Origin of the sequence: Guptibacillus spartinae (genome assembly GCF_028610625.1) — a bacterium.
Taxonomy (GTDB): Bacteria; Bacillota; Bacilli; order Bacillales; family Guptibacillaceae; genus Guptibacillus; species Guptibacillus spartinae.
The window spans coordinates 1-20239 of the sequence record NZ_JAQQWU010000012.1 but is presented as its reverse complement, the minus strand read 5'-3'; the positions used below and the strand labels follow the sequence as shown (position 1 = coordinate 20239).

The 20239-nt window shown below is 39.2% G+C and carries 23 protein-coding genes and 1 tRNA gene; 15 read left to right on the top strand and 9 right to left on the bottom strand.

The genetic code is table 11. The features are described from left to right. The first annotated feature begins 137 nt into the window (after nt 1–137). Together PQ511_RS17760 and PQ511_RS17755 are read left to right on the top strand one after the other, a co-directional pair. On the top strand, nt 138–278 hold the full coding sequence (locus PQ511_RS17760; RefSeq protein ID WP_273853277.1) for a hypothetical protein: 141 nt from the start codon (nt 138–140) through the stop codon (nt 276–278). A 77-nt stretch (nt 279–355) separates the two neighbouring features. Continuing rightward, nucleotides 356–685 (top strand): hypothetical protein, encoded by a 330-nt coding sequence (locus PQ511_RS17755; protein ID WP_224592545.1) that lies wholly within the window; start codon nt 356–358, stop codon nt 683–685. 19 nt (nt 686–704) lie between these two features. On the opposite strand, the gene PQ511_RS17750 is transcribed toward PQ511_RS17755, so the two are convergent. Both PQ511_RS17750 and PQ511_RS17745 read right to left on the bottom strand, forming a co-directional pair. Further along, complete coding sequence (locus PQ511_RS17750; protein ID WP_273853276.1) at nt 705–1535, bottom strand: alpha/beta fold hydrolase; 831 nt, start codon at nt 1533–1535, stop codon at nt 705–707. 202 nt (nt 1536–1737) lie between these two features. Next, nucleotides 1738–3078, bottom strand: coding sequence for a sodium-dependent transporter (locus PQ511_RS17745; protein WP_273853275.1), 1341 nt, complete (start codon nt 3076–3078; stop codon nt 1738–1740). Nucleotides 3079–3390: 312 nt separating this feature from the next. Here PQ511_RS17745 and yugI point away from each other — a divergent pair, with 312 nt between their 5' ends. Continuing rightward, nucleotides 3391–3807, top strand: coding sequence for a S1 domain-containing post-transcriptional regulator GSP13 (yugI, locus tag PQ511_RS17740; protein ID WP_098444801.1), 417 nt, complete (start codon nt 3391–3393; stop codon nt 3805–3807). A gap of 66 nt (nt 3808–3873) precedes the next feature. On the opposite strand, the gene PQ511_RS17735 is transcribed toward yugI, so the two are convergent. Next, entirely contained in the window at nt 3874–4104 is a 231-nt protein-coding gene (locus PQ511_RS17735; RefSeq protein ID WP_224592553.1) for a DUF378 domain-containing protein, read from the bottom strand. 166 nt (nt 4105–4270) lie between these two features. Here PQ511_RS17735 and PQ511_RS17730 point away from each other — a divergent pair, with 166 nt between their 5' ends. From PQ511_RS17730 to PQ511_RS17720, 3 genes are all read left to right on the top strand, one after another. Beyond that, nucleotides 4271–5434: an iron-containing alcohol dehydrogenase gene (locus tag PQ511_RS17730; RefSeq protein ID WP_273853274.1), complete on the top strand. Its 1164-nt coding sequence runs from the start codon at nt 4271–4273 to the stop codon at nt 5432–5434. A 378-nt stretch (nt 5435–5812) separates the two neighbouring features. Next, on the top strand, nt 5813–7174 hold the full coding sequence (locus PQ511_RS17725; protein ID WP_273853273.1) for a glucose-6-phosphate isomerase: 1362 nt from the start codon (nt 5813–5815) through the stop codon (nt 7172–7174). A 138-nt stretch (nt 7175–7312) separates the two neighbouring features. Continuing rightward, nucleotides 7313–7723 (top strand): YugN-like family protein, encoded by a 411-nt coding sequence (locus PQ511_RS17720; RefSeq protein ID WP_273853272.1) that lies wholly within the window; start codon nt 7313–7315, stop codon nt 7721–7723. On the opposite strand, the gene PQ511_RS17715 is transcribed toward PQ511_RS17720, so the two are convergent. Further along, entirely contained in the window at nt 7714–8706 is a 993-nt protein-coding gene (locus PQ511_RS17715; RefSeq protein WP_273853271.1) for a potassium channel family protein, read from the bottom strand. The genes PQ511_RS17720 and PQ511_RS17715 overlap by 10 nt on opposite strands. A 122-nt stretch (nt 8707–8828) precedes the next feature. Here PQ511_RS17715 and PQ511_RS17710 point away from each other — a divergent pair, with 122 nt between their 5' ends. Then, a complete protein-coding gene (locus PQ511_RS17710) occupies nt 8829–9137 on the top strand; it encodes a YggT family protein (protein ID WP_273853270.1) in 309 nt (102 codons plus the stop codon). Nucleotides 9138–9326: 189 nt separating this feature from the next. On the opposite strand, the gene PQ511_RS17705 is transcribed toward PQ511_RS17710, so the two are convergent. Genes PQ511_RS17705 through PQ511_RS17690 form a run of 4 tightly spaced genes read right to left on the bottom strand, consistent with a single transcriptional unit; the run spans nt 9327 to nt 13270 of the window. Next, a complete protein-coding gene (locus PQ511_RS17705) occupies nt 9327–10418 on the bottom strand; it encodes a GerAB/ArcD/ProY family transporter (protein WP_273853269.1) in 1092 nt (363 codons plus the stop codon). Next, the gene (locus PQ511_RS17700; protein ID WP_273853268.1) at nt 10418–10588 is read right to left on the bottom strand and encodes a hypothetical protein; all 171 of its coding nucleotides are present in this window, start codon (nt 10586–10588) and stop codon (nt 10418–10420) included. Before PQ511_RS17700 ends, PQ511_RS17705 begins: the two co-directional genes overlap by 1 nt. Then, nucleotides 10578–11777 (bottom strand): Ger(x)C family spore germination protein, encoded by a 1200-nt coding sequence (locus tag PQ511_RS17695; RefSeq protein WP_273853267.1) that lies wholly within the window; start codon nt 11775–11777, stop codon nt 10578–10580. The genes PQ511_RS17700 and PQ511_RS17695 overlap by 11 nt, the downstream gene beginning before the upstream one ends. Continuing rightward, a complete protein-coding gene (locus PQ511_RS17690; protein WP_273853266.1) occupies nt 11774–13270 on the bottom strand; it encodes a spore germination protein in 1497 nt (498 codons plus the stop codon). The genes PQ511_RS17695 and PQ511_RS17690 overlap by 4 nt, the downstream gene beginning before the upstream one ends. Before the next feature lie 389 nt (nt 13271–13659). On the opposite strand from PQ511_RS17690, the gene PQ511_RS17685 reads away from it, so the two are divergent. Then, nucleotides 13660–13732: transfer RNA gene (locus tag PQ511_RS17685), tRNA-Ala, on the top strand. Between the two features lie 106 nt (nt 13733–13838). Here PQ511_RS17685 and PQ511_RS17680 read toward each other — a convergent pair. Beyond that, nucleotides 13839–14972, bottom strand: coding sequence for a site-specific integrase (locus tag PQ511_RS17680; RefSeq protein ID WP_273853265.1), 1134 nt, complete (start codon nt 14970–14972; stop codon nt 13839–13841). Between the two features lie 713 nt (nt 14973–15685). On the opposite strand from PQ511_RS17680, the gene PQ511_RS17675 reads away from it, so the two are divergent. The 7 genes from PQ511_RS17675 to PQ511_RS17645 all read left to right on the top strand — a co-directional run bounded on the left by PQ511_RS17675 (nt 15686) and on the right by PQ511_RS17645 (nt 20187). After that, nucleotides 15686–16111 (top strand): hypothetical protein, encoded by a 426-nt coding sequence (locus PQ511_RS17675; protein WP_273853264.1) that lies wholly within the window; start codon nt 15686–15688, stop codon nt 16109–16111. 452 nt (nt 16112–16563) lie between these two features. Further along, entirely contained in the window at nt 16564–16746 is a 183-nt protein-coding gene (locus tag PQ511_RS17670; RefSeq protein WP_273853259.1) for a hypothetical protein, read from the top strand. 116 nt (nt 16747–16862) lie between these two features. Then, nucleotides 16863–17654, top strand: a complete 792-nt coding sequence (locus tag PQ511_RS17665) for a class I SAM-dependent methyltransferase (RefSeq protein ID WP_273853263.1) — start codon at nt 16863–16865, stop codon at nt 17652–17654. A gap of 104 nt (nt 17655–17758) precedes the next feature. Continuing rightward, nucleotides 17759–18295: a hypothetical protein gene (locus PQ511_RS17660; protein ID WP_273853262.1), complete on the top strand. Its 537-nt coding sequence runs from the start codon at nt 17759–17761 to the stop codon at nt 18293–18295. A gap of 259 nt (nt 18296–18554) precedes the next feature. Further along, nucleotides 18555–19331 (top strand): GNAT family N-acetyltransferase, encoded by a 777-nt coding sequence (locus tag PQ511_RS17655; RefSeq protein ID WP_273853261.1) that lies wholly within the window; start codon nt 18555–18557, stop codon nt 19329–19331. Nucleotides 19332–19459: 128 nt separating this feature from the next. Then, nucleotides 19460–19804, top strand: coding sequence for a hypothetical protein (locus PQ511_RS17650; RefSeq protein WP_273853260.1), 345 nt, complete (start codon nt 19460–19462; stop codon nt 19802–19804). A 200-nt stretch (nt 19805–20004) separates the two neighbouring features. Beyond that, nucleotides 20005–20187, top strand: coding sequence for a hypothetical protein (locus PQ511_RS17645; protein ID WP_273853259.1), 183 nt, complete (start codon nt 20005–20007; stop codon nt 20185–20187). The last annotated feature ends 52 nt before the right edge of the window (nt 20188–20239 follow it).

The following is a 20239-nucleotide window of genomic DNA, read 5'->3' as shown; positions in this document are numbered from 1 at the left end:
TTTGACAGTAATAAGTTTATTTCCTGCCATATTCCTGAATAAGTCTCATTTAACGGTTTGTTAATGGAGTATATTTACTTATTAGGTAATAGTCAGATAGAATGGTCGCTTTTGATACTAGTTTCAATGATGAAACATTGTTACGATATTGGCAACTAGCACCGCTTACTAATAGTGTAAAGCAAGATGAATCATTCTGGGAGTTGCTTGCGATTGAAGTTTACTCCGACTTAAGGCTGAAATTTCATGTTAAAATGGAAGCGATTAGTGGAAAGTAAAGAATAAGAGAAGGATGAAGCGCTTTTAACACGAATAGATTAAGAAGAGTATGGTTTCTTATGAGAGAGGGAATAAAATGAAACAAAAACGCATGTTTAAACTGGCCGTTGCAGGATGTGTACTTGGCATTATCGCAGCAGTGCTTTCAAGGTTTAATGTGATACCTCTAATTCAAGTCAAAGATATTTCGTTTTTAACTGCTTTTATTTTTCCCGCATTTGCTGTATTGGGCTGTTATTTTGTGAAAACAAGACCGATTATTGGAGGATTCAGTTTGCTTGTTTCAGCAGCAGGCGGAATCATATTTTTGTCGATTTTTTATATTATACCAGCTGCTTTTCTTGTAACTTCCGGATTTTTAAGTATCTTACTAAAAGAAGAACCGCAATTAGTTGCAAACAAATAACGGTCCGTCTTGTGGACCGTTATTTGTTATGAAGAAAGTCCCGAATCGCATTCGACGTTTCGATTGGTCTCTCTTCTGGTATTAAATGACCGGTATGGGAGAAAACGAGCAGATCTGCATCAGGCAGGTCTTTTTTCATACGCTCACCCACCCGGAGAGGAACAAGGCGATCATTGCTTCCCCAGATGAGTAAAATGGGGAAATTAATTTTATTTAACGTCTTTGTAGCTAAATCTTCCTCACGGTCTCGAATGAGACGAGAAAGCGCTAGGAAAAAGCCTTTTTCATTAAAACTAGCTGTATATCCATCAATCACCTGTTGAGTAAGAAGCTTTTGGTCATAAACAAGGTGTTCAAAGTTCTTTCGTAAATTAATCGCGCTCATTGATAAGTTTAGACAATATGGAAAAAGAGGAAGGTAGGAACAAACTCTCAAACCTAATGAAGAGGATTTAATATAGCTCGAGCTACATAAAAGAATTAGCTTCTCAATTCTTTCTGGGTGTTGAATGCACGTACGCAGTGCGATTTGCCCCCCCATTGAATGACCGATCAGGACAGCTTTTTTTATCTGCATTTTCTCCAACAGGCGATTTGTAAGAGCAGCATATTCATGGAGTGAATAATGAATATCACAGTTTTTTTCACTCTCTCCAAATCCAGGCAAATCATAACTTAATAAACTGTATTGATCATGTAGAAGAGGGAAAAGCTTTCGAAAGCTATATGAAGATGAAAGAAAACCGTGAATAAAGACGAGCGTCTTTACGTGTGGGTTTGGGTGTTTGTAATACTCATAAGACAATGTCACTTTGTCGATTTCCACTTTTTCTTTCTTTGTTTCAAACATCTCCTTCATCTCCTCTCCTGTAATGGCTATTTAAAGTTTGGCTTACTTACATGAAGTTTATCCTGTTTGAGGTGGAGAGAAGAACGCTCCGAAGACAAAAAAAGAGACGAGGCATCTGCCTCGTCTATCAAAAGGGGGAATATAGATAGCTTACTACTCCTGTTATTCCCAGATCATATGAAAAATATACATCTTTTTAAAATTAATATGAGAATAGGGATGTAATGAGTACGATTGTAATGGCTGCTGGAACAAAATAACGTATGAGACCATACCAAATTGGGAAGATCACGCGTCCTATTTTTGAAGACATCATTACTTCATCTGCTAAGATGGCTCGCTTCATTTTCCGAGACACAAAGACGGAAATGAGGAGAGCACCAATTGGCATTAATAAGTTACTTGCCAGAAAGTCCATCATATCGAAGATTCCCCTACCAAATATGGATACATCTCCAAGAACGCCAAATGACAGGGCAGAAGGGATTCCGAGTAGAAATACACATAAGCCTGCAATCCAAGAAACTTGCTTACGCTTACCTTCACCGCGCGTCACTGTCGAAACGATGATTTCCATTAAAGAGAAAGCAGAGGTTAACGTTGCAAATAGCAAAAGCGCTAGGAAAACGGTAAAGAACAATCCACCAAACGCCATTTGATTAAACACGGCAGGAAGAACGGTGAAGATTAGTCCTGGACCTTCTGTTGGCTCAAAGCCAAAAGCAAAGACAGCAGGGAAGATCGCAAGACCAGCTAGAAACGAAATAAGCACGTTTAAACCAACGACTGAAACAACTGAGCCGGTGAGGTCCGCTTTTTTGTCTAGATAAGAGCTGTACGTGACCATCAATGAAATTCCGACACTAAGCGCAAAGAACGATTGGCCAAGGGCATCTAACACACCTTCAGCCGATAGCATCGAAAAGTCAGGTTGGAGGAAGAAGGCAACACCTTCCATCGCGCCATCAAGTGAAAGCGAGCGAACAACAAGCACAAGAAAAAGAATAAAAAGTGCTGGCATCATATAGCGACTTGCTGTCTCAATCCCTTTTTTAATTCCGAACTGCACGATAGCTACCGTGATCGCTAAGAAAAGTCCCTGTGTCAGAAGCGCTGTTAAAGGACTACCGATAATTTCGCCAAATAGCTTTTCATAACTTCCATTCGGAAGGCCAGTGAGCGATCCAGATAAGCTTCTGCCTAAGTACGTAATGACCCATCCTCCGATAACACTATAGAAGGAAAGAATGATAAAGGAAGCGATTACGCCAAGGTAACCAAGCCATTTCCACTGATCTTTGCCTGAAATGGTTTTATAGGAAGAAACCGCATTTTGCTGAGAATGTCGACCGACAACAAATTCAGCTAGCAGCATCGGCGCACCAACTAAAACGGTGAAAAGAAGAAAAACGAGGAAAAACGCTGCCCCACCGTTTGTTCCTGCCATATATGGAAATTTCCATAGTGCACCAAGCCCGATGGCTGACCCAGCTGAAGCCAGAATAAACCCGAATCTTGACGACCATTGATCATTTGATTTCATCTTGTCACCTCATACAATATAGTAAGTCCAATTGAATGGCATTTTATCACTATAGCGAGCGGAAAGAATTCAGTCAATATCAAATATTCATGTATTTATTTACCACCTGCTAAAAGTGTTGGTACTACTGATGTGCCGGTTAATAACTCTCTTCATTTTAATTTGAAAATATATGGTTTATAATAGTTTCATGTCTTGCTATTCCTTCAATAGAAGGGTAGAATTCTTAGAAAAGGCCAGTATGATGTTTTGTCTAGATTCGACATCTATGTTATACTAGTTAAGTTGAAAAAATTTGTTAGGAGTGTTTTCATGGCAGAGCAATATAACGTCGGTGATATCGTAGAAGGGAAGGTAACTGGAATTAAGCCTTTTGGCGCTTTCGTTGCAATTGACGACCAAAAGCAAGGTCTAGTTCACATCTCTGAAATTTCTCACGGGTACGTAAAAAATATCGAAGATCAACTTACTGTAGGAGACGAAGTTAAGGTCAAAATCCTTAACATTGAAGAAGGTTCCGGTAAAATCTCTCTTTCAATCCGTGCGACTCAGCCTAAACCTGAGCGTCCGGAAAGAAAGCCTCGCCCAGCAGCACCAAGCGGCGGAAACAAGAAACCACAACAAACTTCTTCTCCACAAGGCTTCAACACGCTTGAAGATAAGCTTAAAGACTGGTTGAAAGAGTCTAACGACCGTCAAGCTCAATTGAACAAGCGCCTTAAGAAGTAAGTAACGAAAGAAGGCAGCCATAGGGCTGCCTTTTTTTTGTCTAGAAAGATTGAGTAACGTTTCATTCTATGTTGTTGCGCGATCTGGATCGTGTGAAAGCTCTTCTGTCGGCTTGAAAAGTAATGTTAGGCAATATAGTCCACTTAACCCGACTAGGCCATAAACGATTCGAGCTAGTGCTGCATTTTGCCCTCCGAAAATCGCCGCTACAAGGTCAAATTGGAAAAATCCAATGAGTCCCCAATTGATCGCTCCAATGATAACTAATGCAAGTGCGACTCGTTGTAGTGTGCTCAAAAGACACCCTCCTTTATTAGAAAACATAATGATTCATTTATAAGATGAGATAAATGCCGTCAGATTATACATTGAATCACCACATCCTTCCTTTAAGCAGATTGCTTTATTTTTAATATGGTATGAGGCATAATAAACCTGATTTGAAATAAAGGAGGACATACCATTGAATAATTTTACTTACCAAAATCCAACAAAATTGATCTTCGGTAAAGGGCAGCTTGAAGCGCTCAAAACGGAAGTTCCAAAATACGGAAAAAAAGTCCTCGTTGTTTATGGCGGAGGAAGCATTAAGAAAAACGGTGTTTACGATAGCGTAATGAACACATTAAACGAAATCGGTGCTGAAGTATTTGAACTTAGCGGCGTTGAACCAAACCCACGCCTCACAACTGTTCATAAAGGTGTCGACATTTGTAAAGAAAATGATATTGATTTCATCCTAGCAGTTGGTGGCGGAAGTGTCATTGACTGCACTAAAGCAATTTCTGCTGGAGCTAAATATGATGGAGACGTTTGGGACTTTGTAACGAAGAAAGCAGCTCCCGAAGCAGCTCTTCCATTCGGTACAGTTCTAACGCTCGCTGCCACTGGTTCAGAAATGAACGCTGGTTCTGTTATTACGAACTGGGATACACAAGAGAAATACGGCTGGGGACATCCACTTGTCTTCCCAACATTCTCTATTCTAGATCCTGAGAACACGTACACAGTGCCAAAAAACCATACAGTTTACGGCATGGTGGACATGATGTCTCACGTACTTGAACAGTATCTTCACCCTGAATCAAATACAGAGCTTCAAGAAAACATGCAGTTCTCTGTGCTTGAAACAGTGATGAATACTGCTCCAAAATTGATTGAAGATATGCAGAACTACGACCACCGTGCAACAATCATGTTGAGTGGTACAGTAGCGCTTAACCAATCCCTACAGATGGGTGTTCGCGGTGACTGGGCTTCTCATAATATCGAGCACGCGGTATCTGCTGTGTATGATATTCCACACGCTGGTGGCCTAGCGATTCTCTTCCCGAACTTGATGAAACACAACCTTGACGTGGACGTTGATAAGTTCAAGCGTCTTGCTGTCAAAGTTCTTAGCGTAAGTGAAGAAGGTAAGTCAGATCGCGATATCGCCCTAGAAGGGATCGATAAGCTAAGCGCATTCTGGAGCAGCCTTGGTGCTCCAAACCGTCTTGCTGATTACGACATTGACGATAGCCAGCTTGATTTGATCGCTGACCGTGCGATGGCTAATGGCCCGTTCGGTAATTTCAAATCCCTTGAGCGCGACGACGTAATGGCGATTTTGAAAGCTTCTCTATAAGTGAAAATGATGAGGACCGTTCCGGTTGGAGCGGTTCTTTTTGTTATGCGGTTTAGCTTTGAATGATTTTTGACCCATTTACGCTGTGTTCGGCAGCCCTGGTTACCGCACTTGAATTTGCTCACCTGGGCTGCCGAACACAGCGACCTTTAAGCTCCGCTTAAAGGCGATTGAAACTCTGGTTTCAATCGAATGGGTCAAAAATCGAGCGAAGAAATTTGTCACCTGAAGGGAATAAAAACAAAAAGGCAAATGCGTTTCAAAAGAAATCTCGTTAGGTAATCGCTTACATAGATCGGCGTTCTTGATTTCGATTAGGTCTTGGGCTAAAGTAAAATGTGGGTACTGAACAAAAAATGATAATTGGAGGCTAACGATATGACTTCAAAAGTAAGTTTTGATTATTCAAAAGCATTGTCGTTTGTTGGCGAACATGAAGTAACATACATGGCGGATGCAGTGAAGGCTGCACACGAAGCGCTACATAATGGAACAGGAGCTGGGAATGATTTTCTTGGCTGGCTAACGCTTCCGCATGATTATGATAAAGAAGAATTCTCACGCATTCAGAAATCAGCTGAGAAAATCAAATCAGATTCTGATGTTCTTCTTGTCGTTGGGATTGGTGGTTCTTATTTAGGCGCTCGTGCAGCGATTGAAATGCTTAACCATTCTTTCTATAATGTACTAACAAAAGAAGAGCGCAAGACACCACAAGTGTTCTTCGTGGGTAACAACATTAGCTCCACTTACGTGAAGGATCTTTTCAGCGTACTTGAAGGAAAAGACGTTTCTGTTAACGTGATTTCAAAATCTGGTACAACAACAGAGCCCGCAATCGCGTTCCGTATTTTCCGTAAGTTCCTTGAAGAGAAATACGGTGTTGAAGAAGCGCGTCGTCGCATCTATGCTACAACTGACAAGTCAAAAGGTGCACTTAAAACACTTGCTGACGAAGAAGGATACGAAAGCTTCGTGATTCCTGATGACGTAGGTGGTCGTTATTCTGTTCTTACAGCTGTTGGACTTCTTCCAATCGCAGCAAGCGGAATTTCAATCGAAGAAATGATGAAAGGTGCTCAAGACGCGCAAGATGACCTGAACACATCTGACATCGCTTCAAACGAAGCTTATCAGTATGCAGCGGTTCGAAATGCTCTTTACAACAAAGGTAAGAACATCGAGCTTCTAGTGAACTATGAGCCATCTTTACACTATTTCTCTGAGTGGTGGAAGCAGCTCTTTGGCGAAAGTGAAGGAAAAGACAATAAAGGTCTTTATCCTGCATCAGTCGACTTCTCAACTGACCTTCACTCCATGGGACAATACGTTCAAGACGGCCGTCGTAGCCTGTTTGAAACCGTATTGAACGTAGGGAAAGCGCGTCATGAAATCACAATCGAAGAAGACGACAAAAACCTAGACAAGCTGAACTACCTTGCTGGTGAAACGATGGACTTTGTAAACCAGAAAGCATTTGAAGGTACGATGCTTGCTCATACAGATGGTGACGTTCCGAACTTGATCGTGAACATCCCTGAAATGACGCCTTACCACTTCGGTTACCTTGCTTACTTCTTTGAAAAAGCATGTGCCGTTTCCGGTTACCTACTTGGCGTGAATCCATTCGATCAGCCAGGTGTAGAAGCATACAAAACAAATATGTTTGCGCTTCTTGGTAAACCAGGATTCGAAAAAGAAAAAGCAGAGCTTGAGGATCGCCTTAAGACAAACGAATAGAACGAACGAAAGAGAGCGCAGCGGCGCTCTCTTTTTTTAATTTTGCTCAAGCGCCTACCCGCTTGCGCTTTTTTTATCATGAAATTCCCCTGTTTGGACACGATAAGCGTAGACTACGTAAACAGGGAGGCAGCACCTATGATTCCAATGGATTCCGTGCTCAAAGGAAAAACGATTGAACTTAGTATTATGGAAGACAAGCTCCGTCAATTAGGCTATAGCTACGGAGGAGGGTGGGAATATGATCATGGCTATTTTGATTACAAAATCGATGATGAAGACGGCTATCTTTTCCTACGCGTCCCAATTAAAGCCGTAAAAAAAGAGCTTGATGCGGATGGCGCAATCGTAGAAGTTGGCCAGCCGTTCATGCTCTCACATATGTACCAGGCAGGAGTGGATCCTGAAGGCAATATTGGGAATATCTCCGCATCGTTTAACCAGTTTCAAGAACCAACCGATAAAGATGCTGAAATTGATGAAAAGTGGATGAAATACGGAGAGCGTTACGTAAAAGAGCTTGACGCGGCTCTCTTGCCTTACGTGTGAATCACAAGTAAGAGATCATATGTCTCAATAAGAAACGAAGGGGAGGGGTTCATGACAAGCTCGCTTCCTCTTTTTACCCCAATCATTAAAATATCCTTTTCATTTAATTGCTGAGCCACATCACAAAACGACTCCTCACTGAAAGCTTCTGCACGCATAAAACCTAGTTGGTTTGGCTTTAAATGCGTCAGCATTTCAAGCAATGTGGTTGAGATTCCATGTGAAAAGACGCTGTTCGTCATAACCGTACTAAGCAGGTGTGCGCTTTCAATAATTTCATCCGCACCCGCTCGCTCCGCATTAACAATTTGCTCAGGTGAGAGAATCTCTACGATTGTGTATACTGACGGATTGATCCCTTTTACTGTGAGCAGCGTAAGGATCGTCTGCATATCAACTTCCATTTCACTTTTATATTGATCAGCCGTTATTAAAACGGTATGCGCATCACTAACCTTTGCCTTCCGCAATGTGCTGTCTTCACCAGGATTACCTCGAATAAAATGAATGCCTTCTTTTTGAAGCGGGTTCTCTGTAAGAGAATGGTCAACAAGGACAATGGAACGCTCCGGCTTGTTGGATAATAGAGCTTGAATGGTATGTCGACTTCGTGAATTCCATCCAACTACCACAACGTGATTCGCCCGCTCATAACTACGCTCACCGCGTCCGAGTGCCCCCTGGGTCATCACAAAGGAAGAGGCGAGCTTCGCCATATAAAACGTCATAAATCCAGCGCCAAACATGATAAACACCATCGCGACGGATTTTCCTCGAATTGTCGCAGGCGATGTATCACCATATCCTATGGTTGAAGCCGTTACAATCGCAAACCACACGCCATCAAATACACTTGGAAACATCTTCGGCTCGACCAGATGCATCACAAAGCCCATTGCAATAAGGATCAACACAATGAGCGCACCGAGTTGTAATACAGGTGGATAGCGCGATATATAATAAACTAAGTCACGGATTCTCAAAACAAAACGCTCCTTTCTCTCCATCCATTATGCCCATCAATCACTGGAAAAAAACGACACGTGTGTGATCAATCGAAGCAGGGTAAAGAAAGGATATGTCAGTTCAAAAAGGGTGAAGAAACATGAGAGCACTATCCTCATTCCTCGTGTCGCTCGTACGCCTGATTTTCGGCATCATCGAAGCGATTCTTGGAATTCGCATATTGCTGAAGTTGTTCAGCGCAAATCCGACAGCACCATTCGTGCAGTGGATCTATGACTTTTCAGCGCCATTATTATATCCATTTCGAAATATCTTTCCAACGACGGAATTTGCCGGTGGCTATGTCGTAGAATTCTCTGCGGTGTTTGCACTTGTCGTGTATAGTATTATCGCGTCATTAATTGTACGATTTGTTGCGATGGGATTAACGAGCCGAGAGAGAAGGTAGGAGAGGAAACGCTGGGAGACGGCGTTTCTTTTCAATGAGCATGGGATTTGAACCGTGACGTGACCTTTCCACTGTCTCATAAGAATTCAACCATCTCTCATCGGGGACATAAGCGTAGAGAATAAAGCGTCTAACTCTCATAATAAACGTAAAATGCCTGAAGGATCTAATGGGATCCTTCAGGCATTTTTAATTCATACTCATCTGTTTTTTTCTAAATAAACCAATGAGAAAAACGAAAATAATGAAACAGTAGAGAGTTAACCAGTACATCGTCCAGATCGTAGAAACAAAGTTACTGAAGTCCATAACTGTCTTATGAAGGTGATTGCTCATTGCCCAAATCAAAATACCGATCGGGATAAGATAGGGACGATACGTTTTAGATCCTGATAGATGTTTCAGACCCATCATAACGACTAGGAAGCACACACAGATTTTGACGAACAACCCGATCATCCAGGCCACGGCAAGCAGGATTTCTACTCGTTCTAAAACAGTAATAAAATCAATATCCCTTAGTACAGAATACGTGGGGAACGTTTCTCTCGCGACTATATATGTCCCCTCACCTCCAATGATGATAAAGACGGTGATAACCAATACGAGGCCGCCTGCAGCGATACCAGACAAGTAGGCAAGCATGAGCTTTTCTTTTTTCTGAACATATTGAAAAAAAGCTCCTATTAGTAATACTTCAATAAAAGGAAAGCCGAGTGTGGTATAGGCTCCTTGAAAAATGGAAGAAGTTCCCGCGTGTAAGAATGGCTTTAGTTCCAACAAGGAGAAATCTTTGGTCATCAACAAAAGGGAAAAAACCGTGAGAAAAATGACGAAGGGGAACAATAAATCATTCAAAAGGAATAAATTTTTTACTCCTAAAGCTGCTGAGTACATGACAATAATGATAATGAGCATTTGGTATGTCCAGGGATGTGAGTAGGGCACAACACTAGCTACCATAAAATTACTTAAATTTCTTACAACCAAAGCTGCAAGGTGAAGAGCGTAAAATATAATCAAGATGTTCATCACAGTTCCGCCCCATTTCCCAGCTGCTCGGTTCATCAGCTCGAATAATGAAGGATAATTGTACTTTTTAAAAAGAAAAAGATAAAGAATATTTAAAATCAGTCCTATAATCAGGGCAATGAGCATCGCTATCCACCCATCCTGTTTGGCTGAAACGACAGTGATGGCAGGGGCCATGAGAATAGAGCTGAAAACAACGAAGTTAAAGATGACCAAAATTAATTGCCGTTTTGAAAGTTGAATATTCATCATGGACCTCCGAACATGCCGTAATAAATAGGTTCAAAAACTGCCTTCAACCCCTTAGTTACAGGGAAGATTGGCAGATCATAAAGGTAGCCGAACATATAGACGATGGAGAAAAGCCATACACCCGTGATGATCAGTTTTTCTTTTAACTTCCGTTTATTATTCTTCATTGTTATTCACTCTCGAACCTGGAGACTCGAGATAGATGTTCACGTCTGTGTTAATCGACATGTTTTCATATAAATTACTCCAGTCATCTTTCACTTTTTCCCACTCATCGGGTTGGTTACGGGATAATTGGTTCTTAATCCCGAAGTAATCTAACTGAGATGCTATAGCGTTTGTGAGCGCGGTCCGTAAATCAGTTTCTATGTCCTCGTTTATGATCGTTTGCAGTTCATTGACTCCTTGCTCGGTGGATAGTTTGAGGTTGCATGAAAGCCCTTGTAAATTAATATTTCCCTTTAACTGAACGGAGTAATTTAATTGTTCATTAACGATCTTCGGTTCTGCTTTTATTTCTATTTCTTTGAGTAAGAAACCAATTGTTCCTTGATCATCAGGGCATTTCACAGTATAGGATATAACATCATCTAACTTCTTGGTAATCATGATCAGAGCATTCGAATCTTTGTAAGAGAGCCAGTTTACTAAATAATCTTTATCGAACAATGCTAATCCGGTTAATCGTAAAGCACCTTTATTCCCTTCGATGTCATTCAAGGATTCTGTTTTAGTCGAGCTTGCTTGTTTATCTACTTTTTCGACACCCATTACCACCGGATCTCGGTCTTCCCCGTACCGTGCACGGATGAAGTCCTCTAGTTTTGTGCCGTTCTTGATGCCGAGTGTTCCTCCCCTTACTTTTGTCAGGTTTTCGATGTTTTTAGTGGACGAGTTATCAAGCGGTGTAAATGTTTTCAGTATAGTAGATGCAGTTTCATCTTTCGTAATAAAGAGTAAGTAATTATCCCTGATATCATAATGACGTTCAACAAAATCGGAAATTTCCTTGATTCCACGTTCTCTGGCAAATTCTTCACTAATGAGAAGGGAAGAAATATGGGCAAAAAACAACTTCCTAGATAAAAAGTTTCTCGCCTTAAATACGGCCTCAATCATATCTTCACCCTCGCTTTCAAAGGTATAGCTTTGGGCTTGACTGGCACTTCCTCCCCCGGCTTCACCTCCCGCCTGAGCCTGAGGATTTACTGCTTGAAACGTAACTTTTACTGTATCGTTTTCTCCTAGATCTACGCCAATCCCTGTTAGAATCAGCAGCTCATTCAGTTCTTCCTGCCGGCTGCATCCTCCCAAGATAACAAGAATTGCTAATAAGAGGGCGGAATAAAACTTCATTTTAAAATCTCCCCGTTCCTTCTATTTTTCCGTTTACTCCACCACAATGGAAACCGTAATAGCGTATCCTTCTGCTTTTTTAAAGAAAAAGGAGCGAATGGGGCCATATAAGGTTGTCCCAGTGACTTTAATGAAACGAGATGGATGCAGATGATCATCGTAAAAATGAACACCCCGAAAATACCTGCAGAAGCTGCGAATATCATCAATATAAAACGGAGCATACGGACTGAACCAGCAATAGAATAATAAGGGTTGGCGAAACTTGATATCGCTGTAAGAGAGACAACAATAACGATAGCGGGTGAAACAAGTCCCGCAGAAACCGCAGCGTCCCCGATGACGATGGCGCCAACGATCGATACAGCAGGTCCGATTGGTCTTGGCATGCGTAACCCGGCTTCTCTAAGAATTTCAAAAACAGTTTCCATGATCAGTGCTTCCACTAGTGCTGGAAAAGGCAGCCCCTCTCTCTGTGCAGCTAAGCTGATTAACAGATCGGTTGGAATCAACTCTTGATGGAAGGTCGTTAGGGCAACAAATGACGCGGGTAAAGCAAAGGCGATCCAAAAAGCGATCAAACGGATGAGACGTAGAAAAGTCGATAAATCAAATCGGTTGTAATAGTCTTCTGCCGTCTGAAAATAGGAATTAAGAGTAGCAGGTCCGATTAAAGCAAAAGGAGTGCCTTCCATCATAATGGCTAACTTACCTTCTACAAGAGCAGAAGACACAACATCCGGTCTTTCTGTATCGATTAGGGTAGGGAAAGGTGTATACCCTTTATCTTCAATCATTTCTTCAAGCATGCCCGTTTCGAATACTTCTCGTGCTTTACAGTCGTTTATACGCTGACAGGCGATCTTCAGCGCTTCTTCATTCACTAATCCTTCGATATAAGTTACGATGACAGAAGTTTGCGTGACTTTTCCAACGATGAAACTTTTAAATCTTAATTTCGGATTGGAGATTCTTCGTCGTATCAACGTTGAATTAATAGAAAGCGTTTCGACAAACCCTTCTCTTGGACCTCTGACCATCGTTTGGGAACTTGGTTCTTCAATGGCTCTTGTTTGCCAGTACTGATCAGAAATCAAATAGCCTTCTGTTCCCTTTTGAACAAGCAAAATGATGTTACCCCTTAGAAGGGCAGCCAGAAGCTCTGAATAATCAGTCGTTACTTTCATATTTTTGGGGATTTGAATGTGTTGTTGGAAATCTTTGATGCTATGATTTCGAGAGTCATTTTCTTTGAACCAGTTCATCAGCGGAGGGATGACGTTCAGTTCAATGTCTTCCGTACGGATCAGTCCGTCAATATAACATAAAGCGAAAGCAGTATGATTGAATGAATAGATTTTACTGATTAAATCAAACGGATCTCCGAGGGACTGTTTGATTTGGTTAATGTTCTGTTCCACATCTTTAGAAATGACCAAGCTGTCGTCTGTATGATAAGGAGGGGAGGCTTGTTTCGAGCGCTTCCTTCTCATAGGACATTCTCCTGACACTTTTTTTTACATTGTGGTCGAATCAAATTTTTTTTATACTAATGGATCACTTGCCATGGGATTCCTCAACTGGAGTGCTAAAAAAATAGGCAGGCATGTGGGAGAGGAGCACGCTTATAATGAAACTAGTCAGTTCAAATGGGACCAACAATCGAAGAGAATCGCTTAACTTGTGGGCACTTGAAGGTTGAAATGGCGCCTTTGGAGGAGGGGAGGGGAACGTCGATGAATCCTGCCGAATATGTAACGTGCAAACACAGTAAGTATATTAAAATTAGTCTACCTTTAACTGTTAGAAAAAAAGAAGTTGCCCTCACAATAAAAGCTATGATAAAATAAATCTTGTCGACAGGAAATCGCTGTCATTATACGGGGCATTAGCTCAGCTGGGAGAGCGCTACACTGGCAGTGTAGAGGTCAGCGGTTCGAGCCCGCTATGCTCCATCGATGCAAACCCTTGCCTAGCAAGGGTTTTTTCTTTTGTCCATTTTTCGCTTTTTGGGGTTAATGAAAAGTTGTTCACGAATGTTCACGAATTGGGCATACAGATTTACTTAGATGTCCACTCGTTATACGACTCCTCCAATTTATCGGCTGCTTCCTCTTGGAGATCAGATGAGACGTGGGAGTAAGTCTTCAACGTAATACTTACGTCATTATGACCTAAACGTTCCGACACCACTTTAGGGTTTATGCCGTTTTTCAACAACCAGGTCGCGTGTGTGTGGCGTAAACCGTGAATGGTAATTCGGTGAACCTTCGCTTTTTGGACTAAACCATTGAATTCTCGTCGAAGATTGTCCGGGTTTTTAAACCCACCAAATTGATTAGGGAAGACCAGGTCAAGGTCTTCGTATCCTTCCCGCAACATTTCTTTTAGTTCGTTTTGTTTTTTTCGATGTTCTATTAATGCTTCGACGATTTGTGTTGAAATGGAGATCTGGCGTTTAGATTTAGAGGTTTTTGTGTTCTTCAATAGATAACCTTCTGATTTAGTGTAGGAAAGAGAGCGTTGAATATATAATTTCTTTTGTTTGAAGTTCACATCTGCCCATTTCAATCCCAATAATTCACCTCTTCGCATTCCTGTAAATACAGCCACGGTATAAAACGCATCTTTTCCTTCTTTTTTCGCCACGTGTAAAAACAATCTTGCTGTGTCATAATCCCAAGTTTGAATTTCCTTCTCGACCAACCGAGGCGGCGAAGCATCTCTTGCAGGATTATATTTTAAATAACCCCATTTAACGGCCTGAGAAAGGCATAAATTCATTAAGTTATGTAAGTCCTTCACTGTTTTAGGAGATAGGCCAGATTCCACTTTATTTGCATAGAATGCATCCAATTCGTATGTCGTGATATCTTGAAGTTTGTAGTGTGCAAATTTGGGAATCAAATGCTTATGAAGCATGTATTCGCGTCCTTCCCAGGTACGGATCGATACATTCTTCTTATACTTGGTTTCAAACCAGTCCAGTAAAAATGGTTTGAAATATTCCTTTTGGGGCAGGAAAAAGTTGTCACTGTTTAGCTCAAAAAGTTTCTCAGTCAGAAATCGCTCAGCATCCTTTCGGTTTTGAAATCCACCTTTAGATTTTTGATTTCGTTTCCCTGTTTCAGGATGTATACCTGCATCATAGCGAACAGAATAGGTTTTCCCTCTTTTTTTGATTGATCCTTTCAATATGCACACCTCAATTTTAAAAGCAATTTGTCTTCATCATTATTGACAAAAACGACCAGCTTTATAGTTAGGTGTGTACTGTTAATGAACAAATTTGATCTTGCTATTGAGAAGAAAAGTCTTGTGGGAAATACAAATATTTGAAATGATTAATATTCAACAATCGGGCAGGATTGTGGAAGACTCAGTTTCGAGACATCAGTTTAAATAAAAACCATAATAAAACTTGTCCCTAATACATCTAATGAATACGTACAGTTAGTTCCTATCTATACTTTTATTGCTCTAATGCGCTCAATATCGAATAATAAGGTTCCTCTTTTTTTGTACCATGAGTTTCAACCAAAGACGTAAATAGAGTTTCACTTAGGGCTTTTTTTTATCTTACTTAAAGGAGGAACCAAAAGGAACCAAAGACTTTAGTGGAAGTGGTCCAGATTGTTGAGACTTTAACATATGGATTAAGTTTGTCATTAAGTATTCTTTGTTTATAAAGTGATGCAGTAGCAAACGATTACATGTACCAGATGCTTCTGAAAGATTACGTAAGCGAGCTTTATCCAAGTCGTTTTAAAGTACAAAGTTTTTCGTGATTTTAATCAATTATTGCTTCTTCTTTTCTCCTTTTTTCATAAAAAAAGACCTCTTGTACAAAAGTGTAGTACATGCTACATTTATTTATGTAGCATGTACTACATAAAATTGGATAGGTGGTGCTTATCATTGCAACGAGTCAAGTAGAAACAAAAGAAAAGTTCCCCTTTTCTAGAAGACAAACCTTTATAATAACTATTATAGGGTTAGTATTTTGGTTTTTAGGGGCAATGACTGTTCAACTTGGTGGAAGAATAGGACTATTTGGTGGTTTAGCAGGTATTGGGGCTTTCGTCTTAGGAATGCTTTTTGCTTGGTATGGTGTAAAATTAATTATATTCATGTGTAAGTTAGTTCCTAAACAATATGTTCCTGCCACCGCATTCGGATTAGCAGTTGCAACTTTCTGTGATGGAATATGTATTACTTGGTTAACCCCTATTTATGGAACAGAATGGAAAGTTGTAGGCTTGGGAGCTGCTTGGATTTTATGGGGAGCATGTACATTTTTGACTTCGGCATTTTTACAAGCTTATCGAAAGTGATCACTTAGATAAACTCGTTAAGAATTATTGGGCAGTTTTTAATAATATCTTAAAATTAAATCTTACAGAAACAGGGCGATTCTTTAATCTAGGGAATCGCTTTTTTAACTACGCGATTATCAATCATTGAAGGAGATGCTGGAAATTACCCTCTGAAAGGTAAATGAGTTCAATTGAACTATTAAAAGAAATAAAAGAAAATGCTTAGTTTTTATCTTGACGTAGTTATTGACCTTCCGTTGATAGATTAGATTTCAAGTCTTGCATTAACTCGGAGCTTATCTGTAATAAGATAAGCTTCTTTTAGTATGAAAGAAAAGATTGAGTTGTTTGCACTAATTTGAAATAATTGGTATTACATATGTGTTGGTGATTGCTAAATAGAATCTTGAATTTCCATTTAAAGCATTAAATTTTTGAAAGGGAAGATAACTTATTTAGGAGGAGTGAAAATGACGAATAGAATAGTTGTTGCACTAATAGGTAGTTTTCTTATTTTTGCGGTTGGTTTGTTTAGATTATTTACTGAAACGCTATCCTCAACACCTTTGTTCATTACCTATGTATTTATTATTACAGGGTCAATTGGTGTTGTTGTTAATGGGGTAAGATTAGGGAAAAGCCATAATACCTAATTATCACAGGATTATAATATCTCGGAATCAAGTTTTCCGGAATCTCGGAGCTATTCTCGAACAATAGGAGAAAAAAATAGTGTATGAATATAAGATTCTTACGGGAGGGTAATTAATTGGAGAAGTATGGAACAGATTTGTTTAAGGATGCAGCAAGTTTTTATTCAAGATACAGACCAATGTATCCAGCATCTCTAATAAGGTTTTTGGTGGAGCATTTTTCGCTTAATGGGGAGCAAAACCTCCTTGATCTAGGTAGTGGTACAGGTCAACTCACAGTAAGGTTCTCGGATTGGTGTAATAAAATAGTAGGTATAGATATAGAACCAGAAATGATTAATGAGGCAAAACGTCTTCACCAAGAGTGGAGGGTAGGGCAGATTCAGTGGTTTAATGGAACGCTAGAACAATATAAAGAATTACATAATGACCAATTCACTATTGTGACAATAGCAAAGGCTTTTCATTGGATGGACAGACCCAGGGTTTTGGAGGAGTTATACGACTTAATTCCCTACGGTGGTGGAGTGGCTATCATTGATGATTATGATCCAGATAAATCGCTAGAACCTTGGCAAGTAAAACTGAATGAACTCATAGAAAAATGGTATGGGAAAGAACGGAGAGCAGGTAAATCCACCTATACTCATCCAATTATTAGCCACGAAGAAGTTATATCAAATTCAAAATTTGAAGTTGAAGTATATACTTTACCTACGTATGAGATCAATTGGACAGTTGAGTCAATTCTAGGAAACTTATACTCCACTTCATATGGGGCAAGACGGTTTCTGGGCAATAAAATTAAGGAGTTTGAAAAAGAGGTCAAAGAGTCATTATCGGAGTTTTCTACCACTGGTGAGTTAAGAGAGACTGTAAATGTATCTGTAAAGCTCGGTAGAAAGTAAAATAATTTTATTATTTATCTTGATTTCAAGTCTTTAAGATTATCGGAGCGATTATTCATTAAGAATAGTCGCATTTTTTTTAATAAAGAATGGGGAAAAGATTGTTGAAGACTCAGTTTCAAAACATTCGCTTGTATGAAACTAAATTGGATGGATTTCGTAGGTTTATTAGGAAAGGGGGCTTGCTTATTTTGAAAAAATCTAACTTGTCCAAGCTTATTTCAAATGGTGATTTTGAAGAAGCTAGTGTTATTAAACACGAAATGGATATGGATGAATTTGCAAATGAAATAATGGTAATAGCATTTGAAGAAAAAGATATTAGTGTTTATACATTCATTTATTACCTTCTAAGCAGTGAAGAAGATAGTAGGTTACATCGTATAGCTTGTAACCTCATGTGTCATGTTTTTAAAGACTATAAAGGCGCATACAAATCAGGATTATTCCATACAAGAAGGGCAATAGAACTTTCTCCTAATTATCTAGCTTATAGAGAGATGTTATTATTCTTTGGTTCAATTCCCAATAAACTAATTTCAAATCAAGAACTGAAAGAAGTATGTGCAATCATTTTAAGCAAAGATCCTAATAACGAGGCTGTGAAAGCATTCCAAAGTTTTAAAAGTCATAAAGTGTAGGAGTTTGTCTTGAAATCTAGTCTTCCACAAACTCGGAGCGATTCTGTAATATCAAAGCAGTGTAATGTTCAAGAACGATACTCATTAATCAGACGTAATTCCGCACTAAGGAATTACGTCTTTTTTTCAAAAAGAGGTTGAGTAAGTGATTTTGTTTTGAAATAATTGGAATTGATTAGTAGTAGTTTAATCGAATCATATCACCTGAATTGCTTATGAAATTACCACACAAATTACTAAAGTAGAAAGGTGTATTCTAATGGAAAAAATTAAGCAGACTTTCTATCTGGAAATTAAAGAGATTATAAAAAGTGAAAAAATAAATGTTCCAACGTTTGCCTATTCAGTATTGGATGGCTATATTAAGGGCGAAGTTTATACAGATTCTACCTTATCCAACACAATACTAATAGAAACACAGAATGGAATATATTTTGTATGTGGAAGTGAAAAAAATGAAGGTTTCAACCAGGAGCTTATTAACTTATATCGAGAGAAGAAAAGTGACAACCTAAGATTCACTTTATTTAGTTCCTCTGAAAAATGGAATTCTATAATTAATCGCCTACTTAACAATGAAATCAAACAATTAAGACGGTATAGCTATAAATTTGGAGAAGGAAATGAACTATCAGGTTTTTCTAAACTTCCTAAAGACTATTACATAAATAGAATAACACCTGCACTAATAGAGGATAGTTATGAGTTCAATAAAAAATATTACGAAGAATATTGGGGTTCTGTATCTAATTTTATAGATAAAGGATTCGGATATTGTATTTTACATAATGAAAAAGTAGTAAGTGAATGCTCTGCAATCTTTTGTTCTGATGAACTTGCTGAAATTGATATAGTTACTAGCGACAATTACAGAGGTAAGGGCTTAGCGAAAATACTTGCAAATACGTTTATAAGACACAGCCTTGAAAATAATATTAGGCCAAGTTGGGACTGTGATGTTGCAAATAACTCATCAATAAATTTAGCAGAAAAATTAGGATTTAACGACCCGATTAAGTATTCTATTTTTGTTTAAGAAAGCCAATCTCATTGTTCATCAATCTCGGAGCGTTTGGGGGAGTAAGCGAGGCATAAATGACGGCAGGATTCTGGTGCAAGTGGCTTTGAAAATACATAAACGTCGTATAGAAAGGGGCTGACCTAATGAAGAGTTTTACTCCTTTACTTCTCATTATTACTATCATACTAGCCTCTTGTAGCAAGGATCCACTAATTACAAAGCATTATACTGAAGCTAAAGTGGTTAACAATGACTCGGGTGAGACATTGTATGAAACGAACAATCAGAACCGAGTTGGAGAAATAATAGACAAAATAAACACTTCTAAGAGAACTGACACATGGGATGCCATCGGTTCAAGTTATATGCTTGTTTTAAAAGGTGGCGAAGATACTTTAGAATTAATGTACTATAATGGAAAAAAACGGAACGGTGAGGTCGCAGTAAAGGGTTACTACGTATATACGAATTTCAGTTTAATTGATTGATTATAGCTATTCAACAATCTCGGAGCTTATCTGTAATAAGATAAGCTTCTTTTAGTATGAAAGAAAAGATTGAGTTGTTTGCACTAATTTGAAATAATTGGTATTACATATGTGTTGGTGATTGCTAAATAGAATCTTGAATTTCCATTTAAAGCATTAAATTTTTGAAAGGGAAGATAACTTATTTAGGAGGAGTGAAAATGACGAATAGAATAGTTGTTGCACTAATAGGTAGTTTTCTTATTTTTGCGGTTGGTTTGTTTAGATTATTTACTGAAACGCTATCCTCAACACCTTTGTTCATTACCTATGTATTTATTATTACAGGGTCAATTGGTGTTGTTGTTAATGGGGTAAGATTAGGGAAAAGCCATAATACCTAATTATCACAGGATTATAATATCTCGGAATCAAGTTTTCCGGAATCTCGGAGCT